The sequence below is a fragment of the Cupriavidus sp. 05L310 genome (assembly GCF_056398185.1).
The window spans coordinates 51,644-68,690 of sequence record NZ_JBFTOX010000001.1 but is presented as its reverse complement, the minus strand read 5'-3'; the positions used below and the strand labels follow the sequence as shown (position 1 = coordinate 68,690).

The 17,047-nt window shown below is 66.9% G+C and carries 19 protein-coding genes; 13 read left to right on the top strand and 6 right to left on the bottom strand.

Going from position 1 to position 17,047, the window contains the following annotated elements; all coding sequences use genetic code 11:
• Positions 1 to 24 precede the first annotated feature (24 nt).
• A complete protein-coding gene (locus tag AC1DS6_RS00320) occupies positions 25 to 924 on the bottom strand; it encodes a LysR substrate-binding domain-containing protein (protein WP_477101692.1) in 900 nt (299 codons plus the stop codon).
• A gap of 216 nt (positions 925 to 1,140) precedes the next feature.
• Between AC1DS6_RS00320 and AC1DS6_RS00315 the strand changes: the two genes are divergently transcribed.
• Positions 1,141 to 2,364: an MFS transporter gene (locus tag AC1DS6_RS00315; RefSeq protein WP_441628704.1), complete on the top strand. Its 1,224-nt coding sequence runs from the start codon at positions 1,141 to 1,143 to the stop codon at positions 2,362 to 2,364.
• Here the strand turns inward: AC1DS6_RS00315 and AC1DS6_RS00310 are convergent.
• Positions 2,361 to 2,786, bottom strand: a complete 426-nt coding sequence (locus AC1DS6_RS00310; protein ID WP_441628601.1) for a GNAT family N-acetyltransferase — start codon at positions 2,784 to 2,786, stop codon at positions 2,361 to 2,363. The genes AC1DS6_RS00315 and AC1DS6_RS00310 overlap by 4 nt on opposite strands.
• Positions 2,787 to 2,961: 175 nt before the next feature.
• Between AC1DS6_RS00310 and AC1DS6_RS00305 the strand changes: the two genes are divergently transcribed.
• The 7 genes from AC1DS6_RS00305 (at position 2,962) to denD (ending at position 9,934) form a co-directional block, all read left to right on the top strand.
• Complete coding sequence (locus AC1DS6_RS00305; protein WP_441628603.1) at positions 2,962 to 3,714, top strand: FadR/GntR family transcriptional regulator; 753 nt, start codon at positions 2,962 to 2,964, stop codon at positions 3,712 to 3,714.
• 26 nt (positions 3,715 to 3,740) lie between these two features.
• A complete protein-coding gene (gene ltnD / locus AC1DS6_RS00300; RefSeq protein ID WP_441628605.1) occupies positions 3,741 to 4,637 on the top strand; it encodes an L-threonate dehydrogenase in 897 nt (298 codons plus the stop codon).
• Positions 4,638 to 4,647: 10 nt separating this feature from the next.
• The gene (gene otnK / locus AC1DS6_RS00295; RefSeq protein WP_441628607.1) at positions 4,648 to 5,952 is read left to right on the top strand and encodes a 3-oxo-tetronate kinase; all 1,305 of its coding nucleotides are present in this window, start codon (positions 4,648 to 4,650) and stop codon (positions 5,950 to 5,952) included.
• On the top strand, positions 5,949 to 6,587 hold the full coding sequence (otnC, locus tag AC1DS6_RS00290) for a 3-oxo-tetronate 4-phosphate decarboxylase (RefSeq protein ID WP_477101691.1): 639 nt from the start codon (positions 5,949 to 5,951) through the stop codon (positions 6,585 to 6,587). Before otnK ends, otnC begins: the two co-directional genes overlap by 4 nt.
• A 151-nt stretch (positions 6,588 to 6,738) precedes the next feature.
• A complete protein-coding gene (locus AC1DS6_RS00285; RefSeq protein WP_477101690.1) occupies positions 6,739 to 8,082 on the top strand; it encodes an MFS transporter in 1,344 nt (447 codons plus the stop codon).
• Between the two features lie 39 nt (positions 8,083 to 8,121).
• The gene (gene otnI, locus AC1DS6_RS00280; RefSeq protein ID WP_441628613.1) at positions 8,122 to 8,904 is read left to right on the top strand and encodes a 2-oxo-tetronate isomerase; all 783 of its coding nucleotides are present in this window, start codon (positions 8,122 to 8,124) and stop codon (positions 8,902 to 8,904) included.
• A gap of 52 nt (positions 8,905 to 8,956) precedes the next feature.
• Positions 8,957 to 9,934, top strand: a complete 978-nt coding sequence (gene denD, locus AC1DS6_RS00275) for a D-erythronate dehydrogenase (protein WP_441628615.1) — start codon at positions 8,957 to 8,959, stop codon at positions 9,932 to 9,934.
• A 90-nt stretch (positions 9,935 to 10,024) separates the two neighbouring features.
• Here the strand turns inward: denD and AC1DS6_RS00270 are convergent, their stop codons facing one another.
• From AC1DS6_RS00270 to AC1DS6_RS00260, 3 genes are all read right to left on the bottom strand, one after another.
• The gene (locus AC1DS6_RS00270) at positions 10,025 to 10,462 is read right to left on the bottom strand and encodes a YbgC/FadM family acyl-CoA thioesterase (protein WP_441628617.1); all 438 of its coding nucleotides are present in this window, start codon (positions 10,460 to 10,462) and stop codon (positions 10,025 to 10,027) included.
• A 100-nt stretch (positions 10,463 to 10,562) separates the two neighbouring features.
• The gene (locus AC1DS6_RS00265; protein ID WP_045236343.1) at positions 10,563 to 11,549 is read right to left on the bottom strand and encodes a tripartite tricarboxylate transporter substrate binding protein; all 987 of its coding nucleotides are present in this window, start codon (positions 11,547 to 11,549) and stop codon (positions 10,563 to 10,565) included.
• 131 nt (positions 11,550 to 11,680) lie between these two features.
• On the bottom strand, positions 11,681 to 12,706 hold the full coding sequence (locus tag AC1DS6_RS00260; protein WP_477101689.1) for an alpha/beta hydrolase: 1,026 nt from the start codon (positions 12,704 to 12,706) through the stop codon (positions 11,681 to 11,683).
• Positions 12,707 to 12,936: 230 nt separating this feature from the next.
• Here AC1DS6_RS00260 and AC1DS6_RS00255 point away from each other — a divergent pair, with 230 nt between their 5' ends.
• From AC1DS6_RS00255 to AC1DS6_RS00235, 5 genes are all read left to right on the top strand, one after another.
• Entirely contained in the window at positions 12,937 to 14,085 is a 1,149-nt protein-coding gene (locus tag AC1DS6_RS00255; RefSeq protein WP_441628619.1) for an iron-containing alcohol dehydrogenase, read from the top strand.
• A gap of 81 nt (positions 14,086 to 14,166) precedes the next feature.
• Positions 14,167 to 14,688 carry an O-acetyl-ADP-ribose deacetylase gene (locus tag AC1DS6_RS00250; RefSeq protein ID WP_477101688.1) on the top strand — a complete coding sequence of 174 codons (522 nt, stop codon included), beginning with the start codon at positions 14,167 to 14,169 and terminating at the stop codon, positions 14,686 to 14,688.
• 336 nt (positions 14,689 to 15,024) lie between these two features.
• Positions 15,025 to 15,393 carry a VOC family protein gene (locus tag AC1DS6_RS00245; protein ID WP_441628623.1) on the top strand — a complete coding sequence of 123 codons (369 nt, stop codon included), beginning with the start codon at positions 15,025 to 15,027 and terminating at the stop codon, positions 15,391 to 15,393.
• A 194-nt stretch (positions 15,394 to 15,587) separates the two neighbouring features.
• Positions 15,588 to 15,794 (top strand): type II toxin-antitoxin system VapB family antitoxin, encoded by a 207-nt coding sequence (locus tag AC1DS6_RS00240; protein WP_477101687.1) that lies wholly within the window; start codon positions 15,588 to 15,590, stop codon positions 15,792 to 15,794.
• Positions 15,791 to 16,171, top strand: a complete 381-nt coding sequence (locus AC1DS6_RS00235) for a type II toxin-antitoxin system VapC family toxin (protein ID WP_477101686.1) — start codon at positions 15,791 to 15,793, stop codon at positions 16,169 to 16,171. Before AC1DS6_RS00240 ends, AC1DS6_RS00235 begins: the two co-directional genes overlap by 4 nt.
• Before the next feature lie 42 nt (positions 16,172 to 16,213).
• Here AC1DS6_RS00235 and AC1DS6_RS00230 read toward each other — a convergent pair whose 3' ends face one another.
• Positions 16,214 to 16,924 carry an aspartate/glutamate racemase family protein gene (locus tag AC1DS6_RS00230; protein ID WP_441628629.1) on the bottom strand — a complete coding sequence of 237 codons (711 nt, stop codon included), beginning with the start codon at positions 16,922 to 16,924 and terminating at the stop codon, positions 16,214 to 16,216.
• Between the last annotated feature and the right edge of the window lie 123 nt (positions 16,925 to 17,047).

Here is a 17,047-nt window from a genome sequence, read left to right as displayed (position 1 = left end):
GCGGGATGCAAGTCCTGCCGGGCTTCAGGCCGCTGCCGCCAGCCTGGCCGGCAGCGCGGAACGAACCGCTTCGCTCACGATCGCCGCCAGCCGGGCGGCGGGCGCCTCCAGCTCGGCGTCCTTGCGGTACAACGCCAGCGCCAGCGAGGGCAGTTCGGGCAGTCCGCCTTCCCCCCGCTCCCAGGCCCTGACCGACGGCGGCAAGCCCATGCCGGTGCGGACAGTCAGGCCCAGACCGGCCGCCGCTCCGGCCCACAAGCCACCCAGGCTTGCGCTGCTGAATGCCACCCGCCAGGCAATACCGGCACGATCAAGCGCGGCGGTGCCGGCCGAACGAAAGCGGCACGGTGCCTCGAACGCCACCAGCGGCAGCGGCTCGCTGCCCTGCCACGGCGCGCGCGCGGCGGCGGGGCCGATCCAGCGCATCGGCAACACCGCGACCTGCTCCACATGCGGCATCCGCACCCCATCGTCCCAGGCCAGCGCCAGGTCCAGGCGTCCGCCCGCCACGCTATCCAGCAACTCGGCATTGCGGGCCACGCGCGCCTCGATCCGGACCTTGGGATGCGCGCGGGCGAACCGGCCCAGCACCTCGGGCAGCAGCACCTCGCCGAAGTCCTGCTGCAGGCCAAACCGCACCCAGCCCTCCAGCGCTACGCCATGTACGGCGGAGGCGGCCTCGTCGTTGAGATCCAGCAGCCTGCGCGCATAGGCCAGCATGGTCTCGCCAGCCTCGGTCAGCGCCAGGCCGCGTCCCGCCTTGCGGAAGATCGCCGTGCCGGCCTGCTCCTCCAGCTTCTTCAACTGTGCGCTGACCGCCGAGGTGGAGCGGCCGAGACGGTCGGCGGCACGGGCATAGCTGCCTAGTTCCATGCCCACCACGAAGCTGCGCAGCACATCCAGGTCGAAGTTCACCGTAGCCATCGCAAATCATCCTGTTATTTGGGATATTTAGTGAAAAATTATCTGATATTCAGGATCATTCTCGACTGACAGAATCGGAGCGTCAAGGCCACCCGTGCCGCTTACAAGGATGATGCCGTGTCCCGCGCCCGCTCCCCGCTTTCGTTCCCCGTTGTTTCCGGCCCTGCCGGCGCAGCGCTCGCCCCACGCCACGGCCCCGGCCATCGCTGGAAAGTCCTGGCCATCGGCGTGGCTGCCAATGCGAGCTTCGCCGCGGCGTTCTCGGGCATTCCCACCACGGCGGTGCTGATGCGCGCCGGCTACCGGCTCGACAACGCCGCGCTGGGTTTCTGCATTGGCATGATGGGGCTCGGTATCGCGGCAAGTGAAGTGCCGTGGGGCTTGCTGACCGACCGCTGGGGCGACCGCCGGGTGCTGTTGACCGGGCTGCTCGCCACCACGCTGTGGCTGGTGCTGATGGCCGCGTTCATTGCGCCACTGCCGGGGCACGTTCCAGGCCATGCCCTGCTGGCGCTCGGCTTGCTGGTGCTAGGCCTGCTGGGCGGCAGCGTCAACGGCTCCAGCGGCCGCGCCGTGATGGCGTGGTTCCGCGAAGGCGAACGGGGCCTGGCCATGAGCATCCGCCAGACCGCGGTGCCGGCCGGCGGCGGGATCGGGGCGCTGGCCTTGCCGATGCTGGCACAGACGTCTGGCTTTGTAGCGGTGTACGGGACACTGGCCGCGTTCTGCGGGATCACCGTGATCTTTGCCTGGCGCTGGATGCATGAACCGCCGGCCGCCGGAGAACGAGCCGCCTTGCCGGCCAGCGGCATGCCGCCGCCACGGCAAGCCGGGCCCGGATTGTTGCACAACGCGCTGGTCTGGCGGCTGGTGAGCGGCATGGGCCTGATGTGCGTGCCGCAGGTGGCCGTGCTGAGCTTCGCCACGGTCTTCCTGCACGATTTCAGCCAGATCGGCATTGCCGCCGCGGGCTTGTCCGTGGCCGCGGTCCAGGCGGGCGCTGCCGTGATGCGGGTATGGAGCGGCCGCTGGACCGACCGCCACGGCAACCGGCGCGCTTACATGCGCGCCTGCAGCAGGTTGACGTTGCTGGTCTTCGGGGCAGTCGGCGGGCTGGCCTGGCTCTGCACTGCCGCTCCGGTCTGGCACGCCGTGCTCACGCCCATGCTGGTGGCCTGCCTCGTGCTGGGCGGCATTTGCACCTCCGCCTGGCATGGCGTCGCCTTTACCGAGCTGGCCACGATCGCGGGTGCGAGCCGTGCCGGCACGGCACTCGGCCTGGGCAACACCTTCGCTTTTTCCGGCTTCTTCCTGGTGCCGCTGGCGATCCCGGCCATGGCCGCCGGGCTTGGCTGGCCCTCGGTGTGGCTGGCGGCCGGCGTTTGCGCGCTGTTGGCGCGGCCGCTATTCCCCCGGCCGGCCGGAGTTGGCGACGCTTAACCCAGCCGCTTGCGCATTTCTACGTGAGGGATGCCGGCTTCCTCGAATTCCTCGCCAACTTGCTCGAAGCCCACGCGCGCATAGAACGGCGCCGCGTAGCTTTGGGCATTGAGCACCAGTTCGGGATAGCCAAGCTCGGCGGCCTTGGCCATCAATGCGTCCAGCACCATGGCGCCGACACCGCTGCCGCGCGCTGCCTTGAGCACCGCCATGCGGCCGATATGGCCATCCGGCAGCAGGCGGCCCGTGGCCAGCGCGCTGCCGTCCTCGGCCAGCGCCAGCGCATGCCAGCTCGGCTCATCCCATTCGTCCCATTCCAGTTCCACCGGCACGCCCTGCTCTTCGACGAAAACGGCGTAGCGGATGGAGCGCGCGATTTCGCGGACTTCGGACCAGGGGGCGAGGCGGATGGTGATGGTCATGATGGCTCGGATGCGGAAAAGATAAGGATACGGGCGGGCCGCCATGATACTCCGCCCGCGGCGCGCCACCGTTTGCCGCACCGCAGCAAGGCTGACGCGTAGGGGTAACTCCCGATCTGCATTCCTTCCCGCAAATTTGTATGATGACCATATTACCCAATCACCTGAGCGTCCCGTGTTCCAGAAAGTCCCGGCCCGAGCCCTGACAGACACCGTTGCTGAACAACTGCTGGAGAAGATCGAAGGCGGCGCCTTTGCGCGCGGCGCGAAGCTCCCCACCGAGGCGGTGCTCTCCGACGAATTCGGCGTGAGCCGCACAGTCATCCGCGAAGCCATCGCCCGGCTGCGTCACGAAGGCGTGGTGGAGTCGCGCCAGGGCAGCGGCGTCTTCGTCACCGAGCAGGCTGGCATCCGGCCGCTGCGGATCGATTACACCGATGTGGCCACGCTCGAATCCGTGCTGCACATCGTCGAACTGCGCCGCGCCATCGAGGCTGAGGTAGCGGCACAGGCGGCGCGCGACCGCACGGACGCCAGCATGGTGGCCATCGATGCCGCACTGGCCCGCATCGACGCCGAGGAAGCCGCCGGCGGCGACGGCGTGGCCGCCGACGTGGCCTTTCACCGGACCATCGCCGAGGCTACCGGCAACCCTTTCTTCCTCAAGACGCTGGCTTTCCTGAGCCAATACCTGGAAACCGCAACCCGCGTAACCCGTACCAACGAGGCGCGCCGCTCGGACTTCTCGCGCCAGGTGCGCGAGGAACACCAGGCCATTGTTGCCGCCATCCGTGCCGGCGACGCGCTGGCCGCGCGCAACGCGGCGCAGACCCATATGTACAACGCGGCGCGGCGCCTGTCCCTGGGTGGACAGCCCGGCACCGCAGCCGACCTTGCCGAAGCGCCCGCGCGCGGCCCGTCCCACTGATCACCGCCCTCCCGGCAGGAGTCTTCATGAGCAAATCAATTGGCGTCATCGGCCTCGGCGCGATGGGCAACGGCGTAGCGCACAGCCTGCTGCGCGCCGGATTCAAGGTACACGCGTGCGACCTGCGGCCCGAAGTGCTGCAGCGCTTTGCCGACGCCGGCGGCATCCCTTGCGCCAGCCCGGCCGAACTGGGCGGGCAATGCGATGTGGTGGTGACGCTGGTGGTCAATGCCGCGCAAACCGAGGCCGTGCTGTTTGGCGAACGAGGCGCGGCAAGCAGCCTGCGCCCCGGCACGCTGGTGATCGCCAGCGCCACCGTGCCGCCGAGCTTTGCGCAGGCGCTGGGCAAGCGGCTGGGCGAGCGCGGCATCCTGCTGCTGGACGCGCCGGTCTCCGGCGGTGCCGCCCGCGCCGCCAGCGGCGAAATGACCATGATGACTTCCGGGCCGGCCGAAGCCTACGCGCTCGCCGAGGACGTGCTGGCCGCGATGGCCGGCAAGGTCTACCGCCTGGGCGACGCGCATGGCGCGGGCTCCAAGGTCAAGATCATCAACCAGCTGCTGGCCGGCGTGCATATCGCCGCGGCGGCCGAAGCGATGGCGTTGGGCCTGCGCGAGGGCGTGGATGCCGAGGCCCTGTATGAGGTCATCACCAACAGCGCGGGCAACTCCTGGATGTTCGAGAACCGCGTGCCCCACATCCTGGCGGGCGACTACACGCCGCTGTCGGCGGTAGACATCTTTGTCAAGGATCTCGGCCTGGTGCTCGATACCGCGCGCGCCAGCAAATTCCCGCTGCCCCTGTCGGCCGCGGCGCACCAGATGTTCATGATGGCGTCCAGCGCCGGGCACGGCGGCGAAGACGATTCCGCCGTGATCAAGGTGTTCCCCGGCATCGACCTGCCGGGAAAGAAGGCCGACTGAGGACGCCAGCATGACCGCACAGAACGAATCCCCGCGCGCCCTGCTCGGCTGTATCGCCGACGATTTCACCGGCGCCACCGACCTGGCCAATACGCTGGTGCGCAACGGCATGCGCACGGTGCAGACCATCGGCGTACCAGCCGGCGGTAAAGCGCTGCCCGGCGTGGAGCATGCCGATGCGCTGGTGGTAGCGCTGAAGTCGCGCACCATCCCGGCGGACGACGCGATCGCGCAGTCGCTGGATGCATTGCGCTGGCTGCAGGCACAGGGCTGCCGCCAGTTCTTCTTCAAGTACTGCTCCACCTTCGACTCCACGGCCGCAGGCAATATCGGCCCGGTGGCCGAGGCGCTGCTGGCGGCGCTGGGCAGCGACTTCACCATTGCCTGCCCGGCGTTTCCCGAGAACGGCCGCACCATTTTCCGTGGCCACCTGTTCGTAGGCGATGTACTGCTCAGCGAATCGGGCATGGAGCACCACCCGCTCACGCCGATGCATGACGCCAACCTGGTGCGCGTGCTGCAGCGGCAAAGCCAGGATAAGGTTGGCCTGCTGCGCTACGACGCGGTGGCGCGCGGCAGCGCGGCCGTCCGGCAAGCCATTGCAGCGTTGCGCGGCGACGGCGTGCGCCTTGCCATCGCCGACGCCGTCAGCGATACCGACCTGCATACGCTTGGCGAAGCCTGCGCCGAACTGCCGCTGCTCACCGGTGGCTCCGGGCTGGCGCTCGGCCTGCCTGCCAATTTCCGCCGCGCGGGCCTGCTGCCGGCGCGCGCGGACGCCGATCGCGTCGCCCCGGTTGCCGGCCCTGCCGTGGTGCTGGCCGGCAGTGCGTCCAGGGCAACCAATGCCCAGGTGGCCCGGTGGCTGGAGCAACAGCGCCCGGCCCTGCGCATCGACCCGCTCGCGCTGGCCAAGGGCGCGCCGCTGGTGGAGCAGGCACTCGGCCTGATTGCCTCGCATGCGGAGCCGGTGCTGGTCTACGCAACCACCACGCCTGAAGCGGTCAAGGCCGCGCAGGCCGCGCTCGGTGTGGAACGTGCCGGCCATCTGGTAGAGCAGGCGCTGGCCGCCATCGCCGCCGCGCTGAAGGCCCGCGGCACGCGCCGCTTTGTGGTGGCCGGCGGCGAAACCTCCGGCGCGGTGGTGCAGGCGCTGGGCGTGCAAGCGCTGCGCATCGGCACGCAGATCGCGCCGGGCGTGCCCGCCACTGTCACGCTGGAGGCCCAACCGCTGGCGCTGGCCCTCAAATCCGGCAATTTCGGCGGCGTCGACTTCTTCGACGAAGCGCTGCGCCAGCTCGGAGGTGAAGCATGAGCACCGAAGCCAGCCTGCGCGAAGAGATCTGCCGCATCGGCGCCAGTCTCTACCAGCGTGGCTACACCGTCGGCAGCGCCGGCAATATCAGCGCGCGCATGGACGACGGCTGGCTGATCACGCCGACCGACGCCTGCCTCGGCATGCTGGACCCCGCCGCCATTGCCAAGGTGGACAGCGGCGGCAACTGGGTGGCCGGCGACAAACCGTCCAAGACGCTCACCCTGCACCGCGCCATCTACGACAACAACCCGCAGGCGCACGGCGTGGTGCACACGCACTCCACCCACCTGGTGGCGCTGAGCCTGGCGGGCGCCTGGCAGCCGGACGATGTGCTGCCGCCAATCACGCCCTACTACGTGATGAAGGTGGGGCATATCCCGCTGATTCCCTACCACCGGCCGGGCGACCCGGCGGTGGCGGCGCGCGTTGCCCGGCTTGCCGCTGAAGTGCGCGGCGTGCTGCTCGCGCGCCTTGGCCCGGTGATGTGGGAGACCACCGTCTCGCGCGCGGCGTTCGCGCTCGAGGAACTCGAAGAAACCGCCAGGCTCTGGCTGATGTTGAAGGATAAGCCCGACCCGCTCGACGAGCACGCCCTGGCCGAACTGCGCAATACCTTCAAGGCGCGCTGGTAAGCAGAGCACAACCACAAACATAAGCAAAACGGAACGGCCCGGCCGCACGCCCCGATTTCCCCTCGGGCCGCGGCAAGGGCAGCGTTCGCCCTCGGCTTGCCGATCCGGACCGGATCCAGGCCGGCATCAAGCCGAAACAACGGAGACAACCATGAATACTTCCACCCAGGCCGCGCTGACCGGCGCCGGCCAAGACATCGACCGGGGCATCGACCGGGACATCGAAAAGCGCGCCTACAGCAAGGTGTTCTGGCGCATCATGCCCTTCCTGATGCTGTGCTACGTGATCGCCTACCTGGACCGCGTCAACGTGGGCTTCGCCAAGTTGCAGATGGCGCAGGACCTGGCCTTCTCCGAGACCGTGTTCGGCCTCGGCGCCGGACTGTTTTTCATCGGCTACTTCCTGTTCGAGGTGCCCAGCAACCTGCTGATGCACAAGCTGGGCGCGCGCATCTGGATTGCGCGGATCATGATCACGTGGGGCATCATCTCGGCGCTGTTCGTGTTCGTGAAAACGCCGGCCACCTTCTACATCATGCGGTTCCTGCTCGGCCTGGCCGAAGCGGGGTTCTATCCCGGCGTGATCCTCTACCTGACCTACTGGTACCCCGCCAACCGGCGCGCCAAGATGATCGCGCTGTTCATGTCGGGCATCCCGGTGGCCGGCATGTTCGGCAACCCCTTGTCGGGCTTCATCATGGACGCCTTCCATGACTACGGCGGCATGCGCGGCTGGCAATGGATGTTCCTGCTCGAAGCCTTGCCCGCGCTGCTGATCGGCGTGATCACGGTGTTCGTGCTCAAGAACGGCATCGACCAGGCGCCCTGGCTGGACGCCGACGAGAAGCGCGTGCTCAAGCGCAATATCGAGGAAGACTCGCGCCAGGCCAATGCCTCGGGCACCGGCCACTCGCTGCGCGCGGTGTTCTCGGATCGCCGCGTGTGGTGGATGTGCCTGATCTACTTCTGCTTCGTCACCGGACAATACGCGCTGACCTTCTGGATGCCCACCCTGGTCAAGACCAGCGGCGTGAAGGGCAACCTCAATATCGGCATGCTCAGCGCCATTCCCTTTGTCTGCGCCATCGTGGTGATGAACTTCCTGGGCCACAGCGCCGACGCCCGCCGCGAGCGCCGCTGGCACCTGATCGTGCCGGCGCTGATGGGCGCGGTGGGCTTTGCCATTGCCGCCTCGTTTACCCACAATACGGTGGTGGCCATCGCCGCGCTGTCCCTGGCCGCCGCCGGCGTGCTGACCTGTGCCCCGCTGTTCTGGTCGCTGCCCACCGCCTTCCTGTCGGGTCTGGCCGCCGCCTCCGGCATTGCCGTGGTCAATTCGGTGGGCAACCTGGCGGGCTTTGTGGCACCGTACATGGTGGGCTACCTGACCGACCTCACCCATAGCACGCAGTCGAGCATGTATGTGCTGTCGGCCATGCTGGTGCTTGGCGCCGGGCTGGTCTGGCTCACGCCGGGCAAGCTGGTCAACCGCTAAGCCAAGAAACAAGAACCACCCTTTCTCCTGGAGCACCGCATGCCGCGCTTTGCCGCCAACCTGTCGATGATGTACACCGAGCACGCCTTCCTGGACCGCTTCGCCGCCGCGGCGGCGGACGGTTTCAAGGCCGTGGAGTACCTCTTCCCCTATGAACATCCCGCTGCCGAGATCCGGGCTCGCCTCGATGCCAACGGGCTGACCCAGGCCCTGTTCAACGCGCCGCCGGGCGACTGGAACGCCGGCGAGCGCGGCATGGCGGCCCTGCCGGGACGCGAGGCCGGTTTTCGCGATGCCTTCGCCCGCGCGCTGGAATACGCGGCCGTGATCGGCAACGACAAGGTCCACGTGATGGCCGGCCTGGTGCCCGCCGGCGCCGATCGCGCGCGCCATCGTGCCTGCTACCTGGAGAACCTGGCGCACGCCGCCCGTGCCGCCGCCGCGCAAGGTATCACCGTGCTGATCGAGCCCATCAACGCCCGCGATATGCCCGGCTATTTCCTCAACCGCCAGGACGACGGCCAGGCCATCTGCAAGGAAGTCGGGGCGGCCAACCTGAAGGTGCAGTTCGACTGCTACCACTGCCAGATCGTGGAAGGCGACCTCACCGTCAAGCTCAAGCGTGACTTTGCCGGCATCGGGCATATCCAGATCGCCGGCGTGCCCGAGCGGCACGAGCCGGATCTGGGAGAACTGAACTATCCGTACCTGTTCGATGTGATCGACGGGCTTGGCTACGACGGCTGGATTGGCTGCGAATACCGGCCGCGCGCCGGCACCTCGGCGGGGCTGGGCTGGCTCAAGCCTTACCTGAAGGGCTAAGCGCCCGCTTGCGGCACGAACCAAGCAACTGGAAGACAACTGGAAGATCAAGATGCATGTACTGATCACGGGCGGCGCCGGCTTTCTCGGCCTGCAACTGGCCCGCCTGCTGCTCAAGCGCGGCACCCTGGACATCGACGGCAAGCCGGCCGCCATCGAAGGCCTGACCCTGCTCGACGTGGTGGCCCCGCCCCCGCTGGACGACGCACGCGTGCGCGTGGTCACGGGCGACCTGTCCGACCCCGCGGTGCTGGCACAGGCCGTCGATGCCCGTACCGGCGCGGTGTTCCACCTGGCGGCCGTTGTCAGCGGCCAGGCGGAAGCGGATTTTGAGCTGGGCATGCGCGTCAATCTCGACGCCGCCCGTGCGCTGCTGGAAACCTGCCGTGCGCAGGGCCATCGGCCGCGCGTGGTGTTCACCAGTTCGGTCGCCGTGTATGGCGGCACCCTGCCCGCCGTGGTGCAGGACGATACCGCGCTCAACCCGCAATCCTCATACGGCGCGCAAAAGGCGATTGGCGAGCTGCTGCTGTCGGATTACAGCCGGCGCGGCTTTGTCGACGGGCGCGTGCTGCGGCTGCCGACCATCAGCGTACGGCCGGGCAAGCCCAATGCCGCGGCATCGTCGTTCGCCAGCGGGATCATTCGCGAGCCTCTGGCTGGAGAGGCGGCCAATTGCCCGGTGGCGCCGGACACGCCGCTGTGGCTGCTGTCGCCGCGCGGGGCCATCGCTGCGCTGGTGCGCGGCATGGAAATCGATGGCCTTGATTTCGGCGAGCGCCGGACCGTGAACCTGCCGGGGCTGTCGGTAACGCCCAGGGAGATGGTGGCGGCGTTGCGGCGCGTGGCCGGCGATGCCGTGGCGGATCGGGTGAGCTGGGAGCGCGAGGCGCGCATCGAGAATATCGTCGGCACCTGGCCCGCCGCGTGGAACACGGCGCGGGCGCTGGCGCTGGGGTTCCAGGGGGACGCGGATTTCGATGCGGTGATCCGGGCCTACATGGAGGATGCCGGTATCGCGGCGCGCTGAGTTTCCAGGCGCCTTTTCGAGCGGCGCTGGCGTGCACGCAGGCCAGCGCCGCCGCTTAAGCAACCACCGCGCAGCCGGGAGCCAGCCGGCTCAGGCGTCCGGCTTCACGGCCTCATAAGCCGTGATCGTTTCCCGTACCGGCCCGGGAACCGGCGCCGATTTCTTCGTGGCCGGGTCCGCGCACACATAGACGATCTCGCCGGTAATCAGGTGCTCGTCGCCACGATACATCTCCACGCGGAACAACATGCTGGAGCGGCCCAGACGTGCGATACGCCCCCGGATTTCCAGCATGTCGTCGAAGCGCGCGGACGCGTGATACTCCAGCGTGGACTTCACCACGAAAATATCAACGCCATGCGCGTGCAGCACGTCCTCCGGATACCGGATCCCCAGCGCACGCCAGTACTCCGTCACGCAGATATCGCAGTAGGTCAGGTAGTGCGCGTTGAAGACGATCGACTGCGGATCGACCTCAGCCCAGCGCACGCGCAGCGGCATGCTGTGACGGAAATCTTCCTTTGCCATGACGGCGTTCCCCTTGATTGCCGGCCGAAAACCGGCCCGATATGAAAACGGCGCCAGCCCCTGACAGGGCGGCGCCGGCTCAAGGCAGGCTATGCCCTGCTTATTGCGGCTTGTTCAGCCCCAGCTTGTCGATAATGGCCTTTTCCTTCTTGACCGTATCCGCCGCAAACTTGGCATATTGCTCGCTGCTCATGTAGTAAGGCTCCATGTCGAACTTGGCCAGCGCATCGCGGTAGTTCTGCATTTCCATGGCCTTCTTGAAGCCGTCATGCAGCTTCTTGACGATCTTCGGATCGGTGCCCTTGGGCGCCACCACGCCGAACGGCGAGGTCTGCACGATGCCCAGGCCCAGTTCCTTGAGCGTCGGCACATTGGGGAAGCGCGCCGAGCGCTTCTCGCCCCAGGTCGACAGCAGGCGCAGCTTGCCCGATTCCACGTACGGCGCCCAGGCCGGGGTATCGGCCACCGACATCACGTGACCGCCCAGCAGGGCCTGCATGGATTCCGAGTTGCCCTTGTACGGGATATGCGAGAACTGCACGTTCTGCTTCATGGCCAGCTCTTCCATGGTCAGGTGCAGCGTGGTCATCGAACCCGGCGAGCCGTAGGTCAGCTTGCCCGGGTTGGCCTTCGCATAGGCAATGTATTCCTGCATGGTCTTGATCGGCGAATCCGCCGGGACCACCAGGCCGAACGAGTAGCCGGCCAGGTTGATCACGTAGGACAGGTCCTTGACCGGGTCCCAGTTGATCTTGGTGGTGTACGGCAGGCGGTAGACCGGCATCGCTACCTGCGCCAGCGTGTAGCCGTCAGGCTGGGTCGACTGCATCAGCTGGGCGGGCAGCACGCCGCCCGCTCCCGGCTTGTTCTCGATGATCACCGGCTGGCCGAAGATCTTGGAAGCGTTTTCCGCCAGCACGCGGAACGGCAGGTCGGTGGAGCCCCCGGCGGTATAGCCGATGATCAGGCGGATCGGCCGTTGCGGGAAATTGTCCGCCTGCGCCAGGGCCGGCGCGCTGGCCAGGCCGAGGGTTGCCGCGGTAGCGGCGAGCGCGCCCGCATGGGCGAGGAATTGGCGGCGATGCATGAGTCTCTGTCTCCTGTTGCTATTGCAATTGCTACTACAAGTACAAGTAATGCACTACTGGTAAAGCCATCAAAACCGGGGGTTCTGCGACCGCTTCGATCCGGCTGCCGGCGGTGTCCGGCGAGCCGCGCTCATCCGCCATCGAAGGCGATGCGCAAGGCGGCGACCGCGTCGCCATGGGCGCCGGCCACCGCCGGGACGAAGCGCCCCAGCTTGAAGAAATCGTGGATCATGCCCGGGTAGTCGGCCAGATGCGCCGGCACGCCCGCGGCGCGCAGCTTGGCCGCGTAGGCCACGCCTTCGTCGTGCAGCGGATCGTAGCCGGCCACGGCGATCCAGGCGGGACAGCAGCCGTGCACATTGGCGCCCTGGCCGCCGCCATCGAGCGGGGCGAAGCGCCAGTCGTCGCGGCTGGCTTCGCTGTCCAGGTATTGCGCGAAAAACCACTGGATCATCGGCGCCGTCAGCAGGTAGCCCTCGGCCAGCGCGCGGTGCGACGGCATGTCCTGGCGGGCGCACGTGCCGGGGTAGATCAGCATCTGCAGCACCGGCGCCAGGCCGAGATCGCGCGCGTGCACCGCGCAGGCGCTGGCCAGCGTGCCCCCCGCGCTGTCGCCGCCCAGGGCGATGCGGCTGGCGTCGGCACCCAGGCGCGCGGCCTCGTCGAACACCCACTGCATCACGTCGAAGGCATCGTTCGCCGCGTGGGGGAATTTCCACTGCGGGCCCAGGCGGTAGTCCACCGACAGCACCATGCAGTCCGCCTGCGCGCACAGCAACCGGCACAGCGGATCATGCGAATTGACGCTGCCCACCGTGAAGCCGCCGCCGTGGAAATACAGCAACAGCGGCAGCGGCTCGGTCCAGTTGGCCTCGCGTGGCGCGTACAGGCGCACCGGGATATCGTAGCCATCGCGCGCGGCCACGCTCAGGTTTTCCACGCTGTGCACGGGCTGCGGCGCGATATCCATGATGGGCGCGCTCTTCTCGTAAGCGATCTTGGCGTCGGCCGGATCCAGTTCGTGGATGGATGGGCGCTTGACCCGTCCGATCAACTCCAGCAGTGCCGCCACCTGCGGGTCGAGCGGGGCCGTGGGCATGCCGGACATGGCAGGCGCGGGCTGGGCGGACACGGAGGCAGACGGAACAGCGGACATGAAAGACGGTCAGTGTAGTGGCAACGAACCTTCGGCAAACCGAAGCGCCGGCCGCTCTGGCATGCCGGATGTTCGAATTGTGAACGATCGTTCGATTTTAGTATGATTCCGTATGTTTCGGCAGCAAAGCCTATGAAATTTAGCCGGGGCTGGCCAGATCGGCAGGTTTTGCGCGATCATCGGCCATCGTCAGAAGAAAATAAAACCCCTCACCGACGGAGACAGCATAGATGGCCTTCATTTATTACCTCACCCATATCCACCTGGATTTCGGCACGATCGGCCAGCTCAAGGCGGAGTGCGAGCGCATCGGCATCCGCCGCCCCCTGATCGTGACGGATAAAGGCGTGGTCGCCGCCGGAGTAGCCCAGCAGGCCATCGACGCCCTGGGCGGCCTGCCGCACGGGATCTTCGACGAAACCCCCTCCAACCCGACCGAGGCGATGGTCAAGAAGGCCGCCGCGCAATACCGGGAAGGCGGCTGCGACGGACTGGTGGCGGTGGGCGGAGGCTCCTCCATCGACCTGGCCAAGGGCATTGCGATCCTCGCCACCCATCCCGGCGAGCTGACCACCTACGCCACCATCGAAGGCGGCAGCGCCAGGATCACCGAGCGCGCCGCACCGCTGATCGCCGTGCCGACCACCGCGGGCACCGGCAGCGAAGTCGCGCGCGGCGCCATCATCATCCTGGAAGACGGCCGCAAGCTCGGCTTCCACTCCTGGCACCTGCTGCCCAAGTCCGCCATCTGTGATCCGGGCCTCACGCTGGGCCTGCCGGCCAGCCTGACCGCCGCCACCGGCATGGATGCGATCGCGCACTGCGTGGAGACCTTCCTGGCACCCGCCTTCAACCCCCCCGCTGACGGCATCGCGCTGGACGGCCTGGAACGCGGCTGGAAGCACATCGAACGCGCCACGCGTGACGGCCAGGACCGCGAGGCACGGCTGAACATGATGAGCGCGTCCATGCAGGGCGCCATGGCCTTCCAGAAGGGCCTGGGCTGCGTGCACTCGCTGTCGCACCCGCTGGGCGGCCTCAAGGTGGACGGCAAGACCGGCCTGCACCATGGCACCCTGAACGCGGTGGTGATGCCGGCCGTGCTGCGCTTCAACGCCGACGCGCCCAGCGTGGTGCGCGACAACCGCTACGCCCGCCTGCGCCACGCCATGGGCTTGCCCGCGGATGCCGACCTGGCCCAGGCCGTGCATGACATGACGGCGCGCCTCGGGCTGCCCACCGGCCTGCGCCAGATGGGCGTCACCGAGGACATGTTCGACAAGGTGATCGCCGGTGCGCTGGTGGACCATTGCCACAAGACCAACCCGAAAGAGGCCAGCGCCGCGGATTATCGGCGTATGCTGGCGGAATCCATGTAAGTGCCGCGGCGGGCCGGCAGCACAGGTGCGCGGAACAGCCGGGGCGGTCCAGCTTTATCCAACCAGCACGGAGAAGAGGTCATGACAGGGGAACACCTGCAGGTCTTGCACGGAGACATCACCCGCATGGAAGTCGACGCCATCGTCAATGCCGCCAATAGCGGCTTGCTCGGTGGCGGCGGCGTCGATGGCGCCATCCACGGCGCCGGCGGCCCCGCCATCATGGCCGCCTGCCGCGGCATCCGCGAAACCAAGGGCGGCTGCCCCACCGGCCAGGCGGTGATGACCACCGGCGGCCTGCTGCCCGCGCCTTACGTCATCCATGCGGTCGGTCCCGTCTGGCAAGGGGGCGGCCACGACGAAGACGCCCTGCTCGCCAGCGCCTATCAGGCGAGCATCGCGCTGGCCGCGCAGCACAAGCTACGGACCATCGCCTTTCCCAACATCAGCACCGGCATCTACGGATTCCCGCGCGAGCGGGCCGTGGATATTGCCATCGACGCAGTGCGCAAGGCGCTGGCGGCGGCCCCCAGCATCGAGCAGGTCAGTTTTGTGTGCTTCGACGATGAGAATTACCGGCTGTACCGGCATCGGTTGAGTTGATCGCGTTGCGTTGATCGCGTTGAGCTTCGGGCCACGCCGGCGGTGCTTGCCGCAACGTGGCCGAAGCGATTTCAGGCAACCGGGCATCGGGCGCTGGCGATTCCCGGTTGGTTGCATGGCCAGCAGGTGAACCTGCGGTTTGCCAGAGACAATTTCGGGCACGAGTCCATTGCCCACCACCAGCGCCCACCTGCATGCGGAAGATGATGCCCGGCGCGTGGCCGCGCAGATGCGGCACCGGATTGGCTGGACCAGCAAGCCGCAAGCAATATCCGCGCGCTCGTAAGGGTTCAGCGTGGGCTCCGCTTGCACATACCTCGTCCCGGAGATTGCGACATGGCCATCCAGCTCAACCACACCATCGTCTTTTCTCATGACAAGAAGGTGTCCGCCGACTTCCTCTGCGAGATCCTCGGACGTCCCGCTGCCGTGCCGTTCGGGCCGTTTCTTGCCGTACGGCTGGACAACGAAGTCACCCTGGACTTCATGGACGCGCAAGGCGATGTTGCCCTGCAGCACTATGCCTTTCTGATCAGCGACGTCGAATTCGGGCAAAGCCTCGCCCGAATCCGCGCGCGCAACCTGATGTACTGGTCGGACCCATACCGCCGCCGCCCCGGCGAGGTCAGCACGGACGATGGCTGCCGCAGAATCTATTTCGAAGATCCGAGCAAGCATCTCCTGGAAATCTTCACGAAGGGATAAGACGCATGCGCATCGAGAGGAAGTGGCGCGACGACTGCCACGGGCTTCGGCATTCCGCGGCATCGCGCTTCCCGTGAAAAGCCGCCACGACGAAGTCCGCCGCGTGCAACAGCGGAAAACGCCAGCTTCGAGCGCCTTGCCGAGATGCTGTTATTGGTGCAAATTTACATCAACTTTGAGGCAAGGAGCACGTTATGCGCACTACCGTCACAATCGACGATGCCCTCTATGAACAAGCGCTAGAGGTGGCCGACCCCAGCATGGACAAATCTGACCTCTTTCGGGAGGCGATTAAGACGTTCGTCCGGGTACAAGCGGCCAAGCGCCTCGCGGCCCTCGGTGGTACCGCTCCAGACATGCAAGATGTGTCGCGTCGCCGTACGGGGCCTCAAGCGAAATGAGCGTACTCGTCGACACTTCGGTATGGGTAGATCATTTTAGGAACCGCAATAACGCACTGGTCAATTTGATCCTGTCGGATCAAGCACTGACCCATCCTATGGTCGTGGTTGAATTGGCTTTCGGGACGCCTCCGGCACCACGTACCCGGACACTCTGGGACATCGGACTGTTGCAGCCTGCCCAGCAGGCTAGCCTTGCAGAGGTAATGGCGTTTATCGAACACGAGAAATTGTATGGGCTAGGTTGCGGCCTGGTAGACGTCTCATTACTGGCTTCCACTCTGATCACACCAGGCGCGCAGCTATGGACACTGGACAAGCGTCTCGACGATTTGTCGGAGCGTTTTGGTGTGGCGCATCGCCCCAAGCTTCACTAGGTGCAGGCTCCCGAAACGTCCTCTCCCTCCCCCGTGCCTGGTCTAGCGCGTGGCCACCGCCCCCTCCAGCGCCCATCCCACCGCCGCCTGTGCATGCAGCGCAGTGGTATCGAACACCGGCAGCGCCACATCATCCTGCCCGATCAGCAACGCAATCTCGGTACACCCCAGGATCACCCCGCCCACGCCCCGGGCCTGCAAGCCATCGATGATCCGGCGGTACGCATCCCGCGAGCCGTCGCGCACGATGCCATGGCAGAGTTCGTCATAGATGATCCCGTGGACCAGCGCACGGTCCGCGGCCTCCGGCACCACCACTTCGATACCATGCTTCTCCTGCATGCGGCCGCGATAGAAGTCCTGCTCCATGGTGAAGGCCGTGCCGAGCAGGCCGACCCGCGTGATGCCGGAGCGGCGCAAGGCCTGCGCGGTGGGATCGACGATATGCAGGAAGGGAATGTCGAGCGCGGCTTCCAGGGCCGGCGCCACGCGGTGCATGGTATTGGTACAGAGCAGCACGAAATCCGCTCCCGCCGCCTGTACCTGCAAGGCGGCCTGCTGCATGCACTCGCCGAGTTCGTCCCAGCGTTGCGCGTGCTGCAGTGCCTTGATCTGCTCGAAGCTCACCGTGACCATGACACTGCGCGCGTTGTGATGGCCGCCCAGGCGCTGCTTCATGTCCTGGTTGATCAGGCGGTAGTACTCGGCCGAGGATTCCCAGCTCATGCCGCCGATCAGTCCGATCGTCTTCATCTTGACCTTCCTTGCGCGCACCGGCGCTGTCGAATCCGGTCAATGTAGCAGCCGGCGGCACGCTGCCCCATGCACAGTGCGCCGGTTTCCCACCGGGCCAGCGCTGCGGCAAACGCCTGACGC